Annotated in this window: 14 protein-coding genes; 4 read left to right on the top strand and 10 right to left on the bottom strand. The window is 64.8% G+C overall.

What is annotated here, in order from left to right; translation table 11 throughout:
• Nucleotides 1–98 precede the first annotated feature (98 nt).
• Nucleotides 99–224 (top strand): hypothetical protein, encoded by a 126-nt coding sequence (locus tag CLU91_RS28735; RefSeq protein ID WP_269800646.1) that lies wholly within the window; start codon nucleotides 99–101, stop codon nucleotides 222–224.
• Nucleotides 225–308: 84 nt separating this feature from the next.
• On the opposite strand, the gene CLU91_RS26000 is transcribed toward CLU91_RS28735, so the two are convergent.
• From CLU91_RS26000 to CLU91_RS25965, 8 genes are all read right to left on the bottom strand, one after another.
• Entirely contained in the window at nucleotides 309–1,430 is a 1,122-nt protein-coding gene (locus CLU91_RS26000; protein ID WP_100876421.1) for a polyamine ABC transporter substrate-binding protein, read from the bottom strand.
• Between the two features lie 170 nt (nucleotides 1,431–1,600).
• Nucleotides 1,601–4,207: an ATP-dependent chaperone ClpB gene (gene clpB, locus CLU91_RS25995; protein WP_100876420.1), complete on the bottom strand. Its 2,607-nt coding sequence runs from the start codon at nucleotides 4,205–4,207 to the stop codon at nucleotides 1,601–1,603.
• A 121-nt stretch (nucleotides 4,208–4,328) separates the two neighbouring features.
• Nucleotides 4,329–4,802 (bottom strand): molybdopterin synthase catalytic subunit MoaE, encoded by a 474-nt coding sequence (moaE, locus tag CLU91_RS25990; protein WP_100876419.1) that lies wholly within the window; start codon nucleotides 4,800–4,802, stop codon nucleotides 4,329–4,331.
• Nucleotides 4,799–7,378, bottom strand: a complete 2,580-nt coding sequence (locus CLU91_RS25985; RefSeq protein ID WP_100876929.1) for a DUF349 domain-containing protein — start codon at nucleotides 7,376–7,378, stop codon at nucleotides 4,799–4,801. Before CLU91_RS25985 ends, moaE begins: the two co-directional genes overlap by 4 nt.
• A gap of 178 nt (nucleotides 7,379–7,556) precedes the next feature.
• The gene (locus CLU91_RS25980; protein WP_100876418.1) at nucleotides 7,557–8,171 is read right to left on the bottom strand and encodes a hypothetical protein; all 615 of its coding nucleotides are present in this window, start codon (nucleotides 8,169–8,171) and stop codon (nucleotides 7,557–7,559) included.
• Nucleotides 8,172–8,343: 172 nt separating this feature from the next.
• Entirely contained in the window at nucleotides 8,344–11,010 is a 2,667-nt protein-coding gene (locus CLU91_RS25975) for a bifunctional acetate--CoA ligase family protein/GNAT family N-acetyltransferase (protein ID WP_198521411.1), read from the bottom strand.
• Nucleotides 11,011–11,126: 116 nt separating this feature from the next.
• Nucleotides 11,127–12,119 (bottom strand): DUF2804 domain-containing protein, encoded by a 993-nt coding sequence (locus CLU91_RS25970; RefSeq protein ID WP_100876417.1) that lies wholly within the window; start codon nucleotides 12,117–12,119, stop codon nucleotides 11,127–11,129.
• A complete protein-coding gene (locus CLU91_RS25965; protein ID WP_100876416.1) occupies nucleotides 12,116–13,399 on the bottom strand; it encodes a winged helix-turn-helix domain-containing protein in 1,284 nt (427 codons plus the stop codon). The genes CLU91_RS25970 and CLU91_RS25965 overlap by 4 nt, the downstream gene beginning before the upstream one ends.
• Nucleotides 13,400–13,599: 200 nt before the next feature.
• Here CLU91_RS25965 and CLU91_RS25960 point away from each other — a divergent pair, with 200 nt between their 5' ends.
• Nucleotides 13,600–15,753, top strand: a complete 2,154-nt coding sequence (locus tag CLU91_RS25960; RefSeq protein WP_100876415.1) for a TonB-dependent receptor domain-containing protein — start codon at nucleotides 13,600–13,602, stop codon at nucleotides 15,751–15,753.
• A gap of 34 nt (nucleotides 15,754–15,787) precedes the next feature.
• Here CLU91_RS25960 and CLU91_RS25955 read toward each other — a convergent pair whose 3' ends face one another.
• Both CLU91_RS25955 and CLU91_RS25950 read right to left on the bottom strand, forming a co-directional pair.
• Entirely contained in the window at nucleotides 15,788–16,456 is a 669-nt protein-coding gene (locus CLU91_RS25955) for a winged helix-turn-helix domain-containing protein (RefSeq protein WP_099759857.1), read from the bottom strand.
• Between the two features lie 21 nt (nucleotides 16,457–16,477).
• A complete protein-coding gene (locus CLU91_RS25950) occupies nucleotides 16,478–16,849 on the bottom strand; it encodes a YajD family HNH nuclease (RefSeq protein WP_010396763.1) in 372 nt (123 codons plus the stop codon).
• 198 nt (nucleotides 16,850–17,047) lie between these two features.
• On the opposite strand from CLU91_RS25950, the gene CLU91_RS25945 reads away from it, so the two are divergent.
• Both CLU91_RS25945 and CLU91_RS25940 read left to right on the top strand, forming a co-directional pair.
• Nucleotides 17,048–20,149, top strand: a complete 3,102-nt coding sequence (locus CLU91_RS25945; protein WP_232730887.1) for a PAS domain S-box protein — start codon at nucleotides 17,048–17,050, stop codon at nucleotides 20,147–20,149.
• Between the two features lie 103 nt (nucleotides 20,150–20,252).
• Entirely contained in the window at nucleotides 20,253–21,479 is a 1,227-nt protein-coding gene (locus CLU91_RS25940; RefSeq protein WP_100876413.1) for an exonuclease SbcCD subunit D C-terminal domain-containing protein, read from the top strand.
• Nucleotide 21,480: the final 1 nt, after the last annotated feature.

Genomic DNA, 21,480 nt, shown 5'->3' with positions numbered 1-21,480 from the left:
GATCTGCTAGAGTTTAATTGCATCAACTACGTGCAAGAGTCCTGCTCCGGCACATTGAGCAACCCAGCGGACAGCCGTCCAACGGCGGCTGAAAGACCATGTTAACCTTCCTCGTTTTTCTCTTCATCGCCATCTTCGCCGCCATCATCGGCTTCGTCGCCTTTGAACTGATCGAAGAAATGCGCGGCAGCCACCATAAGCTGATTGACCGCTATCACGAGTAGCGCTCACCTCGGCACTATCGCATGGCGCCAGCGACGGCCAAACAGGCCCGTCCCTCGCGCCATCCTCGTTTTTATACTCCCGTCTTACACTCCCGTTTTGAACTTCGTATAGATGCGCGTCATCAAGCGGCGGATATCGGCCGTGGTCGCTTCCGGCGCGGCCATGCGCTGCTTGTCGGCATCCGACAGGAAGATGGCCTTGTTCTCGCCGATATCCTTGCGTACATATTTAATGCTGGCCGGATTTGGATTCGCGTAAAACACTTTGTTGCTCAGGCTGGCATGCACTTGCGGACGCAAAATGTAGTTGATGAACAGGTGCGCATTGGTCGGATGGGGCGCGTCGGCGGGAATGGCCATGGTATCGAACATCAGCGCGGCCGTCTTCGGCACCAGCACCTGGATCACATTGCCGTTCTTCGCATCGATGGCGCGCTGGCGCGCGATATTGATGTCGCCCGACCAGCCCAGCGCCACGCAGACGGAACCGTTGGCCATGTCGTTGATGTAGCCTGAGGAACTGAACAGGGTTACGTAGGGGCGGATCGCTTGCAGCACCTTGCCCGCTTCCTGGTAGTCGGCGGCCGTTTTCGAGTACGCAGGCTTGCCCAGGTATTGCAGCGCGGCCGGCAGCACTTCCGACGGCGAGTCGAGGAAGGACACGCCGCACGATTTCAGCTTGGCCGCGTATTTCGGGTCGAAGATCAGGTCCCAGGCGTTGTCGGGCATGGCCATGCCGCCCAGCGCGGCCTTGACCTTGTTGACGTTGATGCCCACCGTCGTGTAGCCCCACAGCCAGTCGACCAGGTAATCGTTGTTCGGGTCGATCTTCGACAGCTTGGCCTGCAGGTTCTGGTCCAGGTTGCCCAGGTTCGTCAGCTTGCTCTTGTCGAGTTTGCGCAGCAGGCCCGCATCGATCTGCAAGCGCGCCCACTGGGCCGTCGGCACGACGATGTCGTAGCCTGACTTGCCCGCCACCAGTTTCGCATTGAGGATTTCGTTATTGTCGAAAACATCGTAGCGTACCTTGATGCCCGTTTCCTTCTCAAAATTCTTGATCGTATCGTCGCCGATATAGTCCGACCAGTTATAGATGTTCAGGACTTTCTCTTCCTGAGCCTGAGCGTGCGCAGACAAGGCCAGTACGGCCGCCGCCAGGGCCAGTCCCACTCCAATGCGCCGCCCTGCTTGCCATGTGTTTGCCATCGTACCGCCTCCGGAATTAGTCAGAAAATAGTGACGATGATAGCAAGAAGGGCGGCATCAGGTCCAGCCTGATACCGCCCTGCTTTCACCGCTGGGGTCAGACCCCCAACACCGCCAACGCAAAATTCAGCGCTGACAATGACGGGGGTCTGACCCCAGCCTTTGCGACATTACACCTTATCCAGCCCCACCTGCGCGCCCGTAAACACCAGGTTGCCGTTCTGGGCGTCGATGCGGATCTCGTCTTTCGGGCCAAAACGGCCTTCCAGGATCAGCTTCGACAGCGGATTTTCGATCTGCTGCTGGATCGCCCGCTTCAGCGGACGGGCGCCATATACCGGGTCGTAGCCCGCTTCGGCGATTTGCTGCAAGGCCGCGTCGGTCAGGCTCAGCTGCATGTCCATGCGCGCCAGGCGTTCTTCGAGAATTTTCAGCTGGATCTTCGCGATCGCGCCGATGTTTTTCTCGTCGAGGCCGTGGAACACGACGATTTCGTCGATGCGGTTGACGAACTCGGGACGGAAGTGCGAGCGTACCTCGGCCATCACGGCCAGCTTCACGACACCGGGATCATCGCTTTCCATGGCCTGGATCTTATGCGAACCCAGGTTCGAGGTCATGATGATGACGGTATTCTTGAAGTCCACCGTACGGCCCTGGCCATCCGTCATGCGTCCGTCGTCGAGCACTTGCAGCAGCACGTTGAAGACGTCGGCATGCGCCTTTTCCACTTCGTCGAGCAAGATCACGCTGTAGGGCTTGCGGCGCACGGCTTCCGTCAGGTAGCCGCCCTCGTCGTAGCCCACGTAGCCCGGTGGCGCGCCGATCAGGCGGGCCACGGAATGCTTCTCCATGAACTCGCTCATGTCGATGCGGATCATCGATTCTTCCGTATCGAACAGGAAGGTCGCCAGCGCCTTGCTCAGCTCGGTTTTACCGACACCCGTCGGTCCCAGGAACATGAAGGAACCATATGGGCGATTCGGATCGGAGAGGCCGGCGCGCGAGCGGCGGATGGCGTCAGCCACGGCCGTGATCGCTTCATCCTGGCCCACGACGCGCTCATGCAGCTTCTCTTCGATGTGCAGCAGCTTGTCGCGCTCGCCCTGCATCATGCGCGACACGGGGATGCCCGTCGCGCGCGACACCACTTCGGCGATTTCCTCGGCGCCCACTTCCGTGCGCAGCAGTTTCGGCTGGTCGGGATCGACCTTCGGGATGCCGCTGTCAGCCTGCTTGAGCTGGGCTTCCAGTTGCGGCAGCTTGCCATACTGCAGCTCCGACACTTTCTGCCAGTTGCTCTCGCGCGTCGCCTGCTCCATCTGCAGCTTGACGTTCTCGATCTCTTCCTTGATGTGCGTGCTGCCTTGCACCACGGCTTTTTCCGCCTTCAGGATTTCCTCGAAGTCATTGTATTCGCGCTGCAGCTTGACGATCTCTTCCTCGATCAGGCCCAGACGGCGCAACGATGCTTCGTCTTTTTCCTTCTTGACGGCTTCGCGCTCGATTTTCAGCTGGATCAAGCGGCGCTCCAGCTTGTCCATCACTTCCGGCTTCGAGTCGATCTCGATCTTGATCTTCGCCGCCGCTTCATCGATCAGGTCGATCGCCTTATCGGGCAAGAAACGGTCCGTGATGTAGCGATGCGACAGCTCGGCGGCGGCGATGATGGCCGCGTCCGTGATTTCCACCTTGTGGTGCAGCGCATACTTGTCCTGCAAGCCGCGCAGGATGGCGATCGTCGCTTCCACGGTCGGCTCGTCGACGAGCACTTTCTGGAAGCGGCGCTCCAGCGCGGCATCCTTCTCGATGTACTTGCGGTACTCGTCGAGCGTGGTGGCGCCCACGCAATGGAGTTCGCCGCGCGCCAGTGCCGGTTTGAGCATATTGCCCGCATCCATCGCGCCGTCGGCCTTGCCCGCGCCCACCATGGTGTGCATCTCGTCGATGAAGACGATGGTTTGCCCTTCATCCATGGCCAGTTCCTTGAGCACGGATTTCAGGCGCTCTTCGAATTCACCGCGGAACTTGGCACCGGCAACCAGGGCAGCCATGTCCAGCGCCAGCACGCGCTTGCCTTTCAGCGACTCGGGCACTTCGCCGTTGACGATGCGCTGCGCCAGGCCTTCGACGATGGCCGTCTTGCCCACGCCCGGTTCACCGATCAGCACGGGATTGTTCTTGCTGCGGCGCTGCAGGATCTGGATGGTGCGGCGGATTTCGTCGTCGCGGCCGATCACAGGGTCGAGCTTGCCCTTGCGTGCCCGCTCCGTCAGATCCAGGGTGTATTTTTTCAAGGCTTCGCGCTGGCCTTCGGCTTCCTGCGAGTCGACCTTGTTACCGCCGCGCACGGCGTCGATGGCCGCTTCCAGGGCCTTGCGGGTCAGACCGTTTTCGCGCGCCAGCTTGCCGCAGTCGGACTTGTCGTCCGTCATGGCCAGCAAGACCATTTCGCTGGACACGAACTGGTCGCCCGCCTTTTGCGACTCCTTGTCGGCCAGGTTCAGCAAGGCCACGAATTCGCGGCTGACCTGCACGTCGCCGCCCGTGCCCGATACCTTCGGCAAGCGTTCGATCGAGGCGCCCAAAGCCTTGGACAGGCCGCCCACGTTGACGCCGGCCCGCTGCAGCAGCGAACGGGCGCCGCCGTCGTCCTGGTTCAACAGGGCCGTCAGCAGATGGACTGGTTCGATATAGGGGTTGTCGTTGCCCACGGCGAGGCTTTGCGCATCGGCCAGGGCTTCCTGTAATTTGGTAGTGAGTTTGTCTTGTCGCATGAAAAGCGCTCCCGGTTAATTAGTTGTTAACCAAATTGGGGTGAGGAAGTACTTTTCAAGCATACACAAAGCAGAAAACCGATGCATTTGGGCAAAAGCTACGGTGTGGGGCCCGTACGATTCAAATGGCGCTTGCTTTTGCCGTCCATTTGTCCAGCGCCGTCTCGTCGCTGTCGCGCGCATCGACCCAGCGCGCCCCTTCCGGCGTGTCTTCCTTCTTCCAGAACGGCGCTTCCGTCTTCAGGTAGTCGATGATGAATTCGCAGGCGGCGAACGCTTCGCCCCGGTGGGCGGACGAGACGGCCACCAGCACGATCTGCTCCTGCGGCAGCAATGGCCCCACGCGGTGGATCACCAGCGCGCCGGACAGGGGCCAGCGACCGCGCGCCTGCTCGACGATCGCTTCGATGGACTTTTCCGTCATGCCCGGATAGTGCTCAAGCTCCATGGCGGCCACGTCCAGTCCCTCGTTCATGTCGCGCACCGTGCCGACGAAGCCGACGACGGCGCCCACCTTGGGGTTGCCTGCACGCAATTGTGCGATTTCTTGACTCAGGTCAAAATCGGCGTGCTGAACACGGACGGTGGTACTCATTTGACGTTGCCTCCGATACGGCGCAGCAAGGTTTCGATGCGGCTGGCCGTGCGCGCATCGGTGACGGCGGCAATCGCGCACAGCTGCATCAGCTGCGACGCTTGCGTGAGCGGCTTCTGGCCTGATTTGAGCGACGATTGCAGCACTTCCACCTGCATTTTCAGGCGGTCGCGGGCAAATTCGGCGCCGCTGTCGACGCCGGCGACGATTTCCAGGCGTAAGACTTCAGCGAGCAAGCGCTCCTGGTTCGATTGCAATTGCTGCACGTAGGCGGCGCTGCCTTCGCCCAGCGCGGCCTGGGCGGCGGCAAAGCGCTGCTGCAGGCTGCGTTCGTACTGCGTGTCGAGCGGCGGCAAGGCACTCCAGCGCTCGCTCCACGCTTGCGCGTCGTCGGCGCCGCCAGCAGCCAGTGCAACTTCCAGCGATTGCACCAGGCGCAGCTTGTCGCGCAGAGCATTGGCCTGGGCCGCACCGGCCCGTTCGGCGATGGCGTCCGCCTGCGCTTGCACGCCGGCGACGGCCGCCTGGTAGCGCTGCTCGATCTTCGCTTCGCTGGCGCGCGGCACGGGACCGGTGGCATTCCAGGCGGCGCGCGTGTCGCGCAGCAAGTGGTCGATGAAGGCGCTGCGCGCCTTGTCGTCGCCCTCGGGCACGACGGCCGTTTCCAGCGCGGCGCACAGCGCTTCGCGCGCATGCAGGTGTTCGCGGCGTTCGTGGTCGGCCGCGTGGGCCGTTTCCTTGCGCCTGGAGAAAATATCATCGCAGGCGGCGCGGAAGCGCTGCCACAGCGCCTGTTCCGCGCGGCGCTCCAGCGGCAGGGCTTTCGCCAGTTCCTGCCATTTATCTTGCAGGGCTTTGAGCATGTCGACCGTGTTGCGCTCCGATGGCTTGAGCAAGCCCACTTCGACGATCAGCTGTTCGCGACGCGCCGTCTCGATCTGGCGCTGCGTATCGAGCGGCTTCGACAAGGCGTCCAGCGCGGCGCCGAACTCTGCATCCAGGCGTTTCTTTTCCTTGCGGTCGATGGTGCCCAGGCGCGTCCACGCCTGGCGCAAGCGCTGCGACGCGGAGGCGACGTGTTTCCAGTCGGTGCTTTCTTCGGCGGCCAGGGCCGCCGTTTCCGCGATCAGTTCCTGGGCCTTGGCCGCGTTGCCGTGGCGCTCTTCTGCCAATTGCTTGAAATGCTGGGCCGCCGGCGCATAGGCCACGCTGCAGGCCGCGTCGAAACGCTCCCACAGCGATTTCGGTGCCGGGCCGGACAAGGTATCGAGCGACTTCCAGCGCTCGCGCAGGCTGCCCACTTTCTTGGCCAGCTCGGCCATCGGGAGTTCTTGCGCCGGCAATTCCTCGCCCGCCTTGACCAGTTCCTCGCGCGACACGTTGCCGCCCCAGCGCGCCCAGTCAGCCAGGCGTTTGAATTCTGCCCGCACATGGGCCAGGCGGTCCGCTTGCGCCGGCGTCAATCGGCCGTGCTTGCTATCGCGCAAGGTCTTGTCGTGCTCGGAAGCGACATGCAGCAAGCCATCCTGCAGCGCCGCTTCCATGGCGTCGAGCGTCTTGAAGAACTGTTCCGTCGCTTCCTTCGATACCGGGGCGTGCTCCTGGCGCGGCTTGCGCGGCGCGGATTCCACCACGCCAGGCGCGGCAGCGGCTGGCGCCGCCGTCTGCACGGGCGCCGGCGCGCTGGCCAGCAGGGCCGCAAATTGCTGCTGCAGGCTGTCGGACAAACTGGATTCGGGCAAGCGCGGCAGGGCTTGCCATGCGCGCTTCAGGGTCTCTGCGTCGAGCGTGGCGGCGTCCTGCGCCTGCCATTCGGTCAGCGCAGCCTGACGCGCGTCGAACACGGCCTGGTGCTGCTGCAGCGCTTGCAAGGCGGACTGCGCCTGCTCGCGCGCCTGCGTGAAATCGTTTTCCAGGTGTTTCGGCAAGGAAGCGCGCTCGGGCGATTGCGCATGCTGCGCATGGTCCGCATCGAGGCGGGCCAGCGCCTGCGCCAGCTCATCGGCGGACTGGCCATTGCTGGCCAGCGCGCGCGCGGCGGCGACGGCGTCGATCACGGCGCGCTGCAGCAGCACTTGCGCTTCCAGGCGCGCGGCCAGCGCGGCGCGCGCGGCGGCAAAGGCCGTCGCCAGCTCCGGCGTGGCCTTGATGACTTGCCATTGGCGGTCCAGCTCGGCTACCTGGTTCGGGCTCAGTTTTTCATCGCTCAGCAGGCGCTGGGCCGTGTCGATGCTGGCCTGGGCGCGTTGCGTCTCGGCCGCCTGGTGGCGGATCAGGTCGATGCGGCCCTGCATCAGCTTGGCCACGCGGCGGTCCGTGTTGCGCATGGCGTGGTGGACTTTTTCCAGCAGCGGCAAGGCATGGACGTGTTCGGCCGCGATCAGACGGGCATCGGCAAATTCGCTGGACATGATGAAATCGGCAGCTGCGGCTTCGTCGCCGGCCACGGCATGGGCGCGCGCAACCTGTTCAGCGCGGCGCGATGCGCTCTGCGCCGAGGCGGCGGCCTGTTCTGCCACGACAGGATCGGGGGCGGCAGTCTTGCTGGCAGAACGCTTGAAGAGAAATTCGAACATGACGGGTTTCGCGTGGATCAAAACCACCATCATAACAAAGCCCGGGGTATTGCATCGGACAGGTCTGTACAAGTTACCAAATGACTAACGCAAGATGTCTTCCTTGCTGGCGCCAGCGCAAAATCAGGGGCGCGCAGCCGGTACAAACGGGCCTACGCGGTGGGCGCTCGCTACCCGCTCAAGCCTGCGCGCGCAACGGTTGCTGGATGGCAGGCAAGGCATCGTCGGCCGCGGTGCCGGCGATGCTGGCGGTGTCAGCCGTGTCAGCGGCGCCAGCAGGCGTGCCCGGCGCTGGCAAAGGCACGGGCAAAACAAAGGGCAGCACTTGCGCCTTGCCACGGCGCGCTTCCTGCGCGCGCGCATCGTGGGCGAGGAACTGGTAGGCGATGGCAAACCACGCTTCGCCCACGATGACCTTGCGCGCCAGCGCGAACAGTTCGCGCTCTTCTTTTTCCAGGCGTTGCAGCAAGGCTGCGCAAAAAGCGTCGATGGCCGCGCACAGCTGCTCGGCCTGTAATTCGGAATGGTCGATGGCGGCGCCCGCGCGCTGCTGCACCACATTGATGCTTTCCAGCGCTGCATGGTTCAAGCCATTGAGCTCATTGAGCAAGCCATCCGCATGCGGCGTGGCCTGGCGGATGGCGGGCACCAGATACAGCTCCACCTTGCGCCAGTAGCCGCCCTGGTAGAGCCGGTTCAGCCAGTCGCCCGTGTACTGCAGTTGTGCCAGGCTCAGCCTGCTCTGCTGGCGCAGTTGCACCTGCATGTATTTTTGAAATGCCAACAAACTCATGCGGATACTTGCCTGTTCTACCGACAGGGAAACCAATATATATGTTGCCGTAAGCATGCACTCACTCCCGAAAATGCGCTGGATGTCTGATTCTGGAAGTGAGAGTGTAAAGACTACCGACAGTGGTGAGTTTGATCCGGCACAAACCCGAGGCAAGACCCCTGCGCTTTTTTCAGGGCGCGCGCAGGCCGATATGCAGGTTGACGACGCCCGGCTCTTCCGATGGCGTGACTTCGCCGCCAAAACTTTTCACCAGCCGCTGCATGCCCTTGTTGCGCGCCATTGCCTCGCCCACCAGCGCTTCCGTGCCGCGGCTGCGGAAGTAGTCGACCAGTTTTTCAAACAGGATGTGGCCCAGGCCCTTGGCTTTCAGGGCCGAGCGCACGGCGATGGCGAAATCGGCGTGGATATTGTCCGGGTCGGCCACGGCGCGCACCACGCCCAGGGTTTCCGGCTTGCCGTCCGGGCCCGTGTGCGTGGCGATGAAGGCCATGGCGCGGTCGTAATCGATCTGCGTCAGACGCGCCAGCTGCGACACGGGCAGCTCGCGCATGGACGTGAAAAAGCGCAGGCGCACGTCGTCCGGGTCCAGCGCGTGGAACAGGTCCATATGCTGCGGCGCGTCCTCGGGCCGGATGGGGCGCAGCAAGATGGATTGCCCCATCCACGTCACGCGCTCTTCCAGTTCTTGCGGATACGGGCGGATGGCCAGACGGTCGCGCTGCTGGCCCGGTTGCAAACGGATGCGCGCGTCGAGCGCGATCACGCCGTCCGCGTCGGCCACCAGCGGGTTGATGTCGAGTTCTGCCAGCTCGCCGATGTCGGCCACCAGTTCAGCCACCTGGATCAGGGTGTAGCAGATGGCGTCGATGTCGGCCGGCGGCTGGTTGCGGTAGCCGGCCAGCAGTTTCGACACGCGCGTGCGCGCCAGCATGTCGCGCGCCAGCACCATGTTCAGCGGCGGCAGGCCGATGGAATGGTCGGCCGTCACTTCCACGGCGATGCCGCCCTGCCCCACCAGGATGACGGGACCAAAGGCGGCGTCCGTGGTGACGCCGACGATCAGTTCATGCGATTGCGGCCGGCGCGCCATTTGCTGCACCGTAAAGCCGTCGATCAGCGCATCTGGGCGCATGCGGCGCACGCGTTTGAGCATGGCGGCAGCGGCCGCGCGCAGGATGTCGGGCGTGTCGAGGTCGAGCGCGACGCCGCCCACGTCGGATTTGTGGGCGATGTCGGGCGAATGGATTTTCAGCGCCACCGGGTAGCCGATGTCCGCCGCCACGGCCAGCGCCTCTTCCACGTCGGCCGCCATGCGCGTGATGGCCACCGGGATGCCGTAGGCGGCCAGGATCTCTTTCGAGCGGCACTCACCGAGCACCGTCTGGCCGGCGGCCAGCGCGGCGGCGACGATTTCGCGCACGCGCGCGCGGCGCGGCGTGGCCGACATGGGAAGCTGCGCCGGCACCTGCATCAGGGTTTCCTGGTTGCGCCGGTACTGCACGATCTGCATGAAGCCATGCACGGCTTTTTCCGGCGTGTCGTAGGTGGGAATGCCGGCCCGGTTGAAGACCTGGCGCGCGGGCGCCACGGTGGTGCCGCCCAGCAGGCACGACAGCACCGTGCGCGAGGTGGCCTTGATCAGCGGCGTGACGGCTTCGGCGATGTCGATCGACGAGACCATGGCCGTGGGCGCGTGCAGCAGCAGCAAGGCGTCCGCCTGCGGCTCGTCGAGCAGCGGCTTGATGGCGTCGACATAGCGCTGCACGGGCGCGTCGCCGGGCAAGCCGACGGGGTTGTCGTGCGACCAGCCCCGTGGCAGCGCCTTTTCCAGCGCGATGACGGTATCGGGCGAGAGTTCGGCCAGCTTGCCGCCGCTGCCCACCAGCGCATCGGTGGCCATCACGCCCAGGCCGCCGCCGTTGCACAGAATCGCCAGGCGCTCGCCGCGCTGCGAGCGGATATGCGTGAGCGTTTCCACCGCGTCGAACAGTTCTTCGGCCGAATACACGCGCAGCATGCCGGCGCGGCGGATGGCCGCGTCGTACACGGCGTCGGAACCGGCCAGCGCGCCCGTGTGCCAGGCTGCCACGGCGGCGCCTTCGGCCTCGCGTCCCGCCTTCAGGACGATGACGGGCTTGCTGCGCGCAGCGGCGCGCGCCGCCGACATGAATTTGCGCGCCGCCTGGATGTCTTCCATGTACAGCAGGATGGCGGCCGTGTCGATGTCGCCGGCCAGGTAGTCGAGCAGGTCGCCGAAATCGATGTCATAGCTGCCACCGAGCGAAATGAACTTGGAAAAACCCACGCCGTGCGCATTGGCCCAATCGAGCACGCCCGACACCAGCGCGCCCGACTGCGACACGAAGGCGATCTTGCCGCTCGTCGCGCCCAGGTGGGCGAAGCTGGCGTTCAAGCCCAGTTTCGGCACCAGCAGCCCCATGCTGTTGGGACCGAGGATGCGCAGCAGATGCGGCTTGGCCGCTTTCAGCATGGCCAGGCGCAGCGACTGCTCGCGCACGGGATCGAGGCCGGACGTCATGACGATGGCCGCGCGCGTGCCCAGCGCGCCCAGGTCGCGGATCAGCGCCGTGATGGTGGCAGGCGGCGTGCAGATGATGGCCAGGTCCGGCGCCTTGGGCAAGTGCGCCAGCTTGCGGTAGCATTTCAGGCCCATCAGCTCGTCGTACTTGGGATTGACGGGCCAAATGCTTCCTTGATAGCCGCCCCCCAGCAGGTTGGCCAGGGCGATGGCGCCCAGCTTGTGGTCGCGCGCCGTGGCGCCGATCAGGGCCACCGAGGCCGGCTTGAACAACTTGTCGAGATTACGGATACTCATGTTCTGGCCTCATGGATTGCCGGAGCGGGATTGCCGGAGTGGCTGCGCCAGTGTATAGGATGCGCCGTCAAAAAAACTTGACCTTGTGGCGCGTTTCGCAAAAAAACTGCGCCCGCCTACCAGCGCGAGCGGTGGCTTTCCGTCACGCCCGCCAGCTGCGCCACGATGCGCTTGGGAGATTGCGCGCTGGTGCGTACCCAGCCGCTGAAAGTGCCGATGGGCTGAATGTAGCGGCTGGCGGCGATCCCCAGGTTTTTATCTTCGCGCCGCGCCCCTTCCGGCTTGAAGTGCAGGTCCAGCAGATCGTCGTCCGTCCATACGTGCCATGGCGCCAGCGGGTTGTCGGGATTGAAGTCGAAATGCGCGCGGCCCAGCGCATACAGCTGGCCATCGAGCCACAGCGCATTTTCATGCGCGCCGAAATAGCCGGCCTGCAGGTTGAAACCCAGGTCCAGGCTGTGCGCCGAGGCCCAGCGCCATTCCGTCTCGCGCGCCAGCAAACCGTTCGAGTAATCGAAGCTGGCCACGCCGTCGTCCAAGCTGTAGCCCATGGCGCCGCAGCGCACGCTGCCCCACAAGGGCAAGCCGCCCGACTTTTGCGTGGCATGCACGCTGCCGCCCTCGGCCACCGGCCCGATCGCCAGCAGGGTCGGCGCCACGGGCGGGCCGCATTCCGCATCAATGCCGAAATGGCCGCAATCGAGCTGCAAACGGTAGCGCTGCTGCGGCAGGGCCTCGATGGAGATCACTTGCGAGAGGAAGCGAAAACGGCTGCTGGCGCCCGCGTGCGGCGCCACCGATGCGCACAGGCCGGGGATGCCATCCTGCGAAAAGCTGGCCACGAGCTTGCCCTTGTGACGGTCGAAGGCATACGCGAACGCCGTGCTGGTCCAGCCCAGGTCGACGATGGCCACGCCGCAGAACAGGGTGGGCGTGGACAGGGCCACGTAATGCCAGCGCTTGTGGTGGAACAGGCGCCAGAGGGCGCCGCGCGCGTACGGCGGCGCCAGCGCGGCCCAGTCAAACGCGTCCAGCTGGCCCGTGTAGCGGCCAAAGCATGGAACGCCATTCGCGTCGAGCAAGGAGGCAGGAGCCGCTGGCAGCATCATGCGGCCTGCCTTGCGGCAGCGCCGCCGTCGTGCAACGCTGCGGCCAGCTGCGCGCCGAAGGCTGCCGGCTGCGCCTGGACGATATCGATATCCGGGCAGGCATGCCAGTTCGCCAGGCGCCGCACGGCGCCGGCCACGTCCAGCACCAGGCGGGGGCTGAGGCGCACGCCGTCTTCCAGCGCCAGCGACTTGATCTCGAAGCGGCCCTGCGCGCGGTGCGCCTTGGCGTCCAGGCGCCCCACGAGCGCGCCGCGGCGCAAGATCGGCAGGGTGAAGTAACCATAGCGGCGTTTTTCGGCCGGCGTATAGCATTCGAGCCGGTAGTCGAAACCGAACAATTCCAGCGCACGGCGCCGGTCCCAGACGACGGGGTCGAAGGGCGACAATATCGTCGTCAGGGTGGGCGCCAGCTTGCCGGCGGCGGCATTGCGCGCCAGTTCCGCATGATCCGCATGCACGTACACGGCGTCCATCCAGCCATCGACCGCGCAGCGCAGCAGCGCACCCTCGTCCACCAGCGCCTGCAGATCGTGCGCCAGGCTGGCACGTGCTTGTTTCGTGCGGAAGTAGTCGCTGATCCAGCTGGCGCGCGCCAGGCCCAGTGCCTTCACGCTGGCCAGCAGCAGGCGCCGGCGCACCTGCTCTTCGGGCGGCAGCAAGCCATCGTGCCAGCCGGGCAGCACGCGTTCGGCCAGGTCGTAATAGCGCTGGAACTGATGGCGCTTGGCGATCATCAGCACGCCCGACGTAAACAGTACTTCCAGCGAGCGCTTTTCCGGTTTCCAGCTCCACCAGCCGCCCGCCTTGCCGTCCGAGCGTTCAAAATCGGCCGAGCGCGCGGCGCCGTTGGCGCGGATGTGCTCCAGCACGGCAGCGACGGCGTCGCCCTGCTCGGCCATCCATTTGACCGAATACTTCCAGCCCATGGCGGCCGGATCGAGCATGCGGTGCCGGTACAAGCCATAGTCTTCGATGGGCACGAAGCACGCTTCATGCGCCCAGTACTCGAACAGCGCGCCCTCGGCCAGCAATTGCTCCAGCCACGGCTGCGGATAGTCGCCCAGCCGGCTCCACAGCACCAGATACGGGCTGCGCACCACCACGTGGATGGTGTCGATCTGCAGCACGCCCATCTGGCGGATGGCGGCCAGCACGTCGGCCTTCACGGCCTTTTTGCGCCGCGCCTGCAGCAAGCCCTGCGCGGCCAGGTGCAAGGCGCGCGCGGCGGCCAGCGATAACGGGGGGATGTCGGAGGGAATGGGCTGGTGTGGGCTGGGCATAGCTGAAAGATACCGCATTCCGCGAGACACTTGCAGGTTTTATCGCTATTAAGAATCTCTTAAGAACTTCTGCGCATGATCCGGAGCAAAATATTTTTTGGGATGTTACGCGCGCAATTGTAAATGATTCTTATTGCCCCCATGATTCCCATTACCTAAATAATACAGACCAATCACTCATCCACCCTCCAGGAGTTTGCATGTCCAACAGCACCCGCCGCGCGCGCCTGCCGCGCCCCACCACACTGGCCCTGGCCATGGCCGCCTTGTCCTGCCTGCCGGCCTACGCCCAGACGGGCACGCCTGCCAGCATGCCCGAAGTGGTGGTTTCCGCCTCCGGTTTCGAGCAGGACATCAAACAGGCGCCCGCTTCTATTACCGTGCTGACGCGTGAAGAGCTGTCGAAGGAGCGCTTCGGCAACCTGACGCAGGCGCTGGAAAGCGTGGAAGGCATCGACGTGGGCGCGGCGGGCGACAAGACGGGCGGCATGAACATCAGCATCCGCGGCATGCCCAGCGACTACACGCTGGTGCTGATCGACGGACGGCGCCAGAACGCGGCCGGCAACGTCACGCCGAACGGCTTCGGCGGCACGCAGACGAGCTTCATGCCGCCGCTGGCCGCCATCGAGCGCATCGAGATCATCCGCGGCCCCATGTCGACCCTGTACGGCTCGGACGCCATGGGCGGCGTGATCAACATCATCACGCGCAAGGTGGGCAAAGAGTGGATGGGCTCCGTCTCGGCCGACTACACGGTGCAGGAAGAATCCGATTTCGGCGACGTGAAAAACGGCCGCTTCTACTTGAGCGGCCCCATCGCCACCGACCTGCTGGGCCTGTCCCTGCGCGGCAGCAAGCAGCGCCGCGATGCGGCCAACATCCGCTACAACGACGCGGCCGGAGGGGAAAATGTGCCGAGCATGGGCGCCAACCCCGTGCGCGCCGACATTGAAAACTTTGGCGCGCGCCTGGCCTTTACGCCTAACCGCTACCACACCGTCATCCTCGACGCCGACGCAGGCCGCCAGACCTATGACAATTCGAAGAAGCAGCTGGGCACCCTGGGCTTGCAGGGCGGCTACGGTCCCGAGCAGAAATACAACCGCGACCAGTGGACCCTGTCGCACACGGGCCGCTTCGGCTTCGGCACCGTCGACAGCAGCTACATGGTGAACAAGACGGAAACCCTGGGCCGCACGATTCCGCCGGGCACGCCAGGCGCCGTGGCCGGCAGCGCGCGCACCTTGGAAGTGGAAAGCCAGGTGTTCGACACCAAGCTGGTCATGCCATTGGGCAAGCACATGGCGACCGTCGGTGCGCAATGGTGGAAGGCGGAAATGACGGACGGCGTGGCGCCGAAGAAATTCGAATTCACGCAAAAAGCCCTGTTCGTGGAAGACGAATGGCAAGTGCTGGAGCATCTCGCGCTGACCTTCGGCGCCCGTTATGACGATCACAGCATCTTCGGCGGCCAGACCAGCCCCCGCGCGTATGCCGTGTGGAACGCGACGCCAAGCTGGACCGTCAAAGGCGGCGTCAGCAAGGGTTACAAGACGCCGCGCGTGGAACAACTGTCGCCAGGCATCAACGGTTTCGGCGGCCAGGGCACGATTCCCCTCGTCGGCAGCCCGAACCTGAAGCCGGAAACGAGCACGACGACGGAAATTGGCGCGTATTTCGACAATCTGGCCGGCTGGACGGCCAGCGGCTCCCTGTTCAACAATACATTCAAGGACAAGATCACGACGGGCACGGGCCTCGTCAATTGCAGCTACCGTCCTTCGCCGAACCGTCCCGGCTGCGTCAGCTTCGGCAACTGGCCCAACGTCGATGCATTCGGCCAGTCCGTCAACGTGGATGAGGCCGTCACACGCGGCGTCGAGCTGAACACGCGCTTCCCGCTGAGCAAGACCTTGTCGGCCAGCGCCAACTACACGTACACGGAAAGCGAACAGAAGAGCAGCAGCAACGCGGGCAAACCGCTGAGCGACACGCCCAAGCACGCCGTCAACGCGCGCCTGTCGTGGGATATCTCGCGCGAGTGGAATGGCTGGCTGCGCGCCGAGTACCGCAGCGAGCGCTTCCGCGATCCGGGCACCTCGGCTTCCACGCGCGCCGCCAAGGCCGCGCTGGGCGACTACAAGGGCTACACCATGCTGCACCTGGGCACCAGCTACCAGCTGAACAAACGCGTGACCTTGAACGCGGCCGTGTACAACCTGCTCAACAAGGACTTCATCGACTACCAGCCTTACCGTGGCTCATCGGCGCCGACCTTGACCTACGCCAACCGCTATGTCAACAGCATGGACGGACGCCGCTTGTGGCTGTCGGCCACCGTCGATTTCTGATCAAGGGGGCGGCCTGCGGGCCGCCTTTTTTTCGTCAAGCCGCCTTCGGCTTGTCGATGCAATAACCGATCGCATGCACGGTGCGTATCAGGTCACGCCCCAGCTTCTTGCGCAGGTGGTGGATATGCACTTGCACGGCATTGCTCTCCACTTCATCCCCCCAGCTGTACAGGTTTTTCTCCAGCTGTTCCCGGCTCAGCACCCGGCCGCCGTGCTCCAGCAGCAATTGCAGGATGCGGAACTCCTTGACCGTCAAGGTCACGGGCCTGCCCCCTTGCGTTACCTGCCGGTCCGCGATGTCGAGCACCAGCTCGCCATGCACGAGGTGCTCGCGCAGGCGGCCGGCGGCGCGGCGGCAGGCGCTGCGGATGCGCGCGGCCAGCTCGTCGAGGTCGAACGGTTTCACGATGAAGTCGTCGGCACCCGCGTCCAGGCCGGCGATGCGCTCGCCCACCGTGTCGCGCGCCGTGACGATCAGCACGGCGCCGCTGTAGCCATTGTCGCGCAGCATGCCCAGCGCCTGCATGCCATCCTGCCCCGGCAAGCCCAGGTCGAGCAGGATGCAGCCATAGTCGTGCAGGCGCACGGCCGTGTGCGCGTGTTCAGCGCTGGTGACCCAGTCGACGGCATGGCCGCCCTGTTCCAGGCCGATCTGCGTGGCGCGGCCCAGTTGAGGGTCGTCTTCGGTCAGCAAGATGCGCATGGGGGAAGCGGCGCGGCCCGCTCAGTCCTTCTTCTTGATCAGGCCAGCCAGCGCGGCGAACGGATTGTGCGTGGCGGGCGCCACCTCGGCCGACAGCAGGCCGGCGCCACGGTCCGCTTCCAGGTAGCGCGAGTGCTCATTGTCGTGGCAATACAGGCACAGCAGTTCCCAGTTGCTGCCGTCCGGCGGATTGTTGTCGTGGTTGTGGTCGCGGTGGTGCACCGTCAGCTGCTGCACGTTGGCACGCGTGAATTCGCGCGTGCAGCGGCCGCATACCCATGGATACATCTTCAGCGAGCGTTCGCGGTAGCCGCTCTCGCGCTGGTCGGCGGCGCGGCGCGCTTCGGCCACGATCTTGTCCAGTCTTGCTGCGTCGGGCTTTTTACTCTGCATGACAACTTTCGATATGGGAGGTAGAAGCGCCCATTTTAATGAGGATGGGGGCGCAATTGTACTTTTTCTGCCACGCCGCCAGCCCGTGTCGTCGCCGGCGCGCTTTTTTTAGCGTGCGCGGCACCACGGATACTTGATTTAACGCAGAATAAGCCCAGCGACAGACCGCGAACAGACGATGGGCGTGGCGACTGGCTTATGCGCAAGGCAGCCGATTTCGGCTATCATGCGCGCCACGCCGCCCCTCCCCTTTTCCATGACCCTAGCCTGCAAGCGCCCGTGATAGCGATAACAAGACCCCTGCAACGCCTTGCCCGCCGCCTGTACCGTCTCAGCCTGGTGCCCCTGTTCGCGCTCGTCTTGCTGCTGGCGCTGTGGACGGCCGTCTTTTACCAGGTAAGCCAGGAGCGTGCCAATGCCGTGCGCGACGCCGTGGCCGTCAGCCAGTCGCTGGCGCGTACCCTGGCCGACCATACCAGTTTCACCCTGCGCCAGACGGACCACGCCACGCAATTGTTCAAGCTCAAATACGAGGAATCGGATGGCAGCCTGCGCCTGAATGAATTCACGCGCCGCCAGGGCCTGCTCGACAGCGTGCTGCCATCGAAGCTGGAACTGCCGATCGCCCTCATCGACGCGCACGGCAATGTGCTCGACAGCGCCCACGCCTATCTGCCGGAAAACCTGGCCACGCAGCCATTTTTCAGGGCGCTTGCCGCGAATGCATCCGACACGGCCCTGGTCGACACGCCCATGCTCGATGCCAGCAGCAAGCGCTGGACCATCCGCCTGGCGCGCCGCCTGAACGATGCGCGGGGCCACTTTGCCGGCGCCATCGTCATCCACGTCGACCCGACTTATTTTGTCGACGACTACGACCGCCTGGACCTCGATGAACGGGGTGCGCTGATGCTGGTGGCGCGCGACAGCGGCCTGACGGTGGGGCGCGTCGGCGAACAGCGCATCCTCAGCGACCGCATCGACTTCCGCATGCCCGGGCCGCCCCAGCATGCCGCCGAAGAACTGCTGATCGAGCCGCCCGTCGACACGACGGCGCGCATCTACAGCTACCGCGAACTGCCGCGCTACCCGCTGCTGGCCGTGGTGGGCGTGAGCCGCGCCGTCGCCCTGGCCCGCTTCGAACACCGCCGCCTGGTGTATGTCGGCGCGCTGCTCGCCGCCAGCGTGCTCATTGCCGGCTTTACGGCCCTGCTGATGCGCCAGAGTGCGCGGCTGCGCCGCAGCATCCGCCAGGCCACGGAAACGCAGGCGCTGCTGCGCGCGGCGCATCACGGCAGCCTCGACTCGGTGCTGCTGCTGAAAGCCTGGCGCCCCGCGCCAGGCAAGCCGGCGGAAGACTTCATCTTCGCCGACGTCAACGAGCGGGCCGCCGACATGCTGGGCAAGCCGCGCTCCGAACTGCTGGGCCAGCGCGTGCTGCAGCAGATGCCGCTGCTGCGCGGCGAGCGTTTTTTCCAGCGCTTCGTGCTGGTGATGGAAACGGGCCAGCCGCTGGAGGACGAATTCGAGCTGCCGCTGGCGTCGGGCGGCACGCGCTGGCTGCGCCACCAGGTGGTGCCCATCATCGACGGCGTGGCCGTCACTTCGCGCGACATCAGCGCGCGCAAGCACGACGAACTGGCGCTGCAGGATAACCGCAGCTTCCTGCAGTCGCTGATCGACCATTTGCCCGTGCTCGTCTACGTGAAAAGCGCGCGCCCGGAAAACTTCGGCAAGATGGAAGTGTGGAACAAGGCGGCCGAGGATATCACCGGCCACCTGGCCGCCGACGTCATCGGCAAGACCGATTGCCAGGCCTTCCCGCCCGACTTCGGCCTGCACGATGCCGAGGACGACCGTGCCATCCTGGCCGAGCGCGGCGTCATCGAGCATACGGAAAAGCCCTTGCGCCTGGCGGACGGCAGCCTGCGCCATGTGCACGCCGTCTCCGTGCCCGTGTTCGACGAGCGCCAGCAGATCGAACACATCCTGTGCATTGCCGAGGATGTCTCGCAGCGCCGCCAGCAGGAACTGGAACTGCGCCAGAAACAGGCCGAACTGACCGCCGTCAACGACGCTTCGCCACTCGGACTGGTGCGCCTGGACCGCCAGCGCCGCTGCACCTACGTCAACCGCACCTTCGAATCGATCACGGGCCTGCCGCGTGCGGCCGCCCTGGGCGCCGGCTGGACCAGCGCCCTGCACCCGGACGACTATCCGCTGATGCACGTGGCGCTGGAACAGCTCAAGCGCAGCCACGCGCCGTTCCAGTCGACCTTGCGCTGCCTGCAACCCGACGGCAGGCAGGTCTGGGCCTCCGTCAAAATTGCCCCCATCCTCATCGACGGCCAGATCGAAGGCTACGTGGGCACCCTGGACGACATCACCACCTTGCGCGAATCGGAAGTGGCACTGCTGGAAAGCGAAGCGCGCCTGCGCACCATCGCCGACACCTTGCCGGCCATGATCGCCTACATCGACGCCGACCAGGTCTACCGCTTCCTGAACATCGCCTATGAGCGCGAATTCGGCCTGACGGATCGGCAGGTGCTGGGCAAGAGCGTGCGCGAGACCGTCGGCGAGGTGCGCTACCGCACGGTGGCGCCGTATATCGAGCGCGTGCTGGCCGGCGAAACGTTGAGCTTCGAGGAAGAAGACGACAAGGAAGGCATCGAGCGCTGCATGGAAGTGATCTACATTCCGCAGATCGGCGAAGACAAGCTGCAGGTGGTGGGCTTTCACGTGATGCGCCAGGATATCACCGTGCAAAAGCGCGAAAAACAGCGCCTGCTGAAACTGGCCCAGGTCGATGTGCTGACCGGTTTGTCGAACCGCGCCGGCTTCCAGCAAAAACTCAGCGACGCCATGCACGCGAGCCGCCAGCAGCAGCACCTGATGGCTGTCATGTACATGGATATCGACCGTTTCAAACCCGTCAACGACACGCACGGCCACGGCACCGGCGACGCCCTGCTGCGCGCGTTCGCCCAGCGCCTGACGCACACCATGCGCGCCACCGACATCGTTGCCCGCCTGGGCGGCGACGAATTCACCATCATCATGGAACAGATCACCCGTCCCGACGATGCGGCCGTGCTGGCGGAAAAAATCGTCGCCGCCATGCAGCAGCCGTTCGAACTCGATGGCATCACCGTGCGCATTTCCGCCAGCATCGGCCTGGCCTTCTACCGCGACGAAGACATTTCCCCGGCCGTGCTGCTGCAGCGGGCCGACGTGCTGCTGTACCAGGCCAAGCAGGATGGACGTAACACGTACAGAGCCGGCGCATTGACGGCTTAATCGTTTAGGGCAAGCCCAACTGAAGGCTGGGGTCAGACCCAACGGGTCTGACCCCGATCATTCCTGCTATATTGGCGCCTGTCCTCCCTACCCTTGCCCCACCATGCGCCTGCTGCACACTTCCGACTGGCATCTGGGCCAGACCCTGCACAACTATGAACGGGGTTACGAACACCAGCGCTTCCTCGAATGGCTGCTCGACACGCTCGTGGCCGAACGCGTCGACGTGCTGCTCGTCGCCGGCGACGTGTTCGATAACGCCAACCCGTCGGCCGCCTCGCAAAAGCAGTTATATGTCTTCCTGCAGCAGGCGCGCGCGCGCCTGCCCGCGCTGCAGCTGATCGTCGTCGCCGGCAATCATGATTCGGCCGGACGGCTCGAAGCGCCCGCCCCCCTGCTGGCCGCGCACGGCACGCACGTGATCGGCCATGTGCTGCGCGGCGACGATGGCAATATCGACCTGGAACGCCTGCTGCTGCCGCTCACCGGCAGCGACGGGCAAGTGCAGGCCTGGTGCCTGGCCGTGCCCTTTTTGCGTCCCGGCGACGTGCCGAAGCTGCCCGCCGGCGACACGCAAGATGCCTACCTGGGCGGCATCGCCCTGCTGTACCGCCAGTTGACGGACCTGGCGCTGGCGCGTCGCCAGCCCGGACAAGCCATCCTTGCCATGGGCCACTGCCACATGGTGGGCGGCGAAATGTCCAACGATTCCGAGCGCCGCATCGTCATCGGCGGCACCGAGATGCTGCCGTCGGGGATTTTTGACGCCGCCATCGCGTATGCGGCGCTGGGCCATTTGCACAAGGCGCAGGCCGTCGGCGGGCAAGAACATATCCGCTATTGCGGCAGCCCGATCCCCCTGTCGTTTGCCGAAGTACACTACCGCCACCAGGTGCTGTGCCTCAATATCGACGGCGAGCAATTACGCGAAGTCCGCGTCATCGAAGTGCCGCGCACCGTGCCCTTGCTGCGCGTGCCCGCCACGCCGGCGGCGATCAACGAAGTGCTGGCGCAGCTGGCCGCCCTCGACGTGCCTGACGCACCGGTCGAGGCGCAGCCCTTCCTGGAAGTGCGCGTGCGCCTCGATGCGCCGGAACCTGGCCTGCGCACGCGCATCGAAACGGCGCTCGACGGCAAACCGGTGCGCCTGGCAAAGATCGAAACGTCGAGCGCCGCGCGCAGCAACGCGCCCGAGAACCTGACGCTCGACCAGTTAAGTCAGCTGCAGCCCGACGACATCTTCCGCCGCCTGTACCTGCAAAAATACGGCAAGGAAGCACCACCCGAACAACTGTCCGCCCTGGCCGAACTGCTGCTGCCCGGCGCTTGAG

Origin of the sequence: Janthinobacterium sp. 64, from assembly GCF_002813325.1 — a bacterium.
In the GTDB taxonomy this organism is placed as follows: domain Bacteria; phylum Pseudomonadota; class Gammaproteobacteria; order Burkholderiales; family Burkholderiaceae_D; genus Janthinobacterium.
The sequence above is the reverse complement of the archived record's forward strand: the minus strand, read 5'-3'. Positions and strand labels throughout refer to the sequence as shown.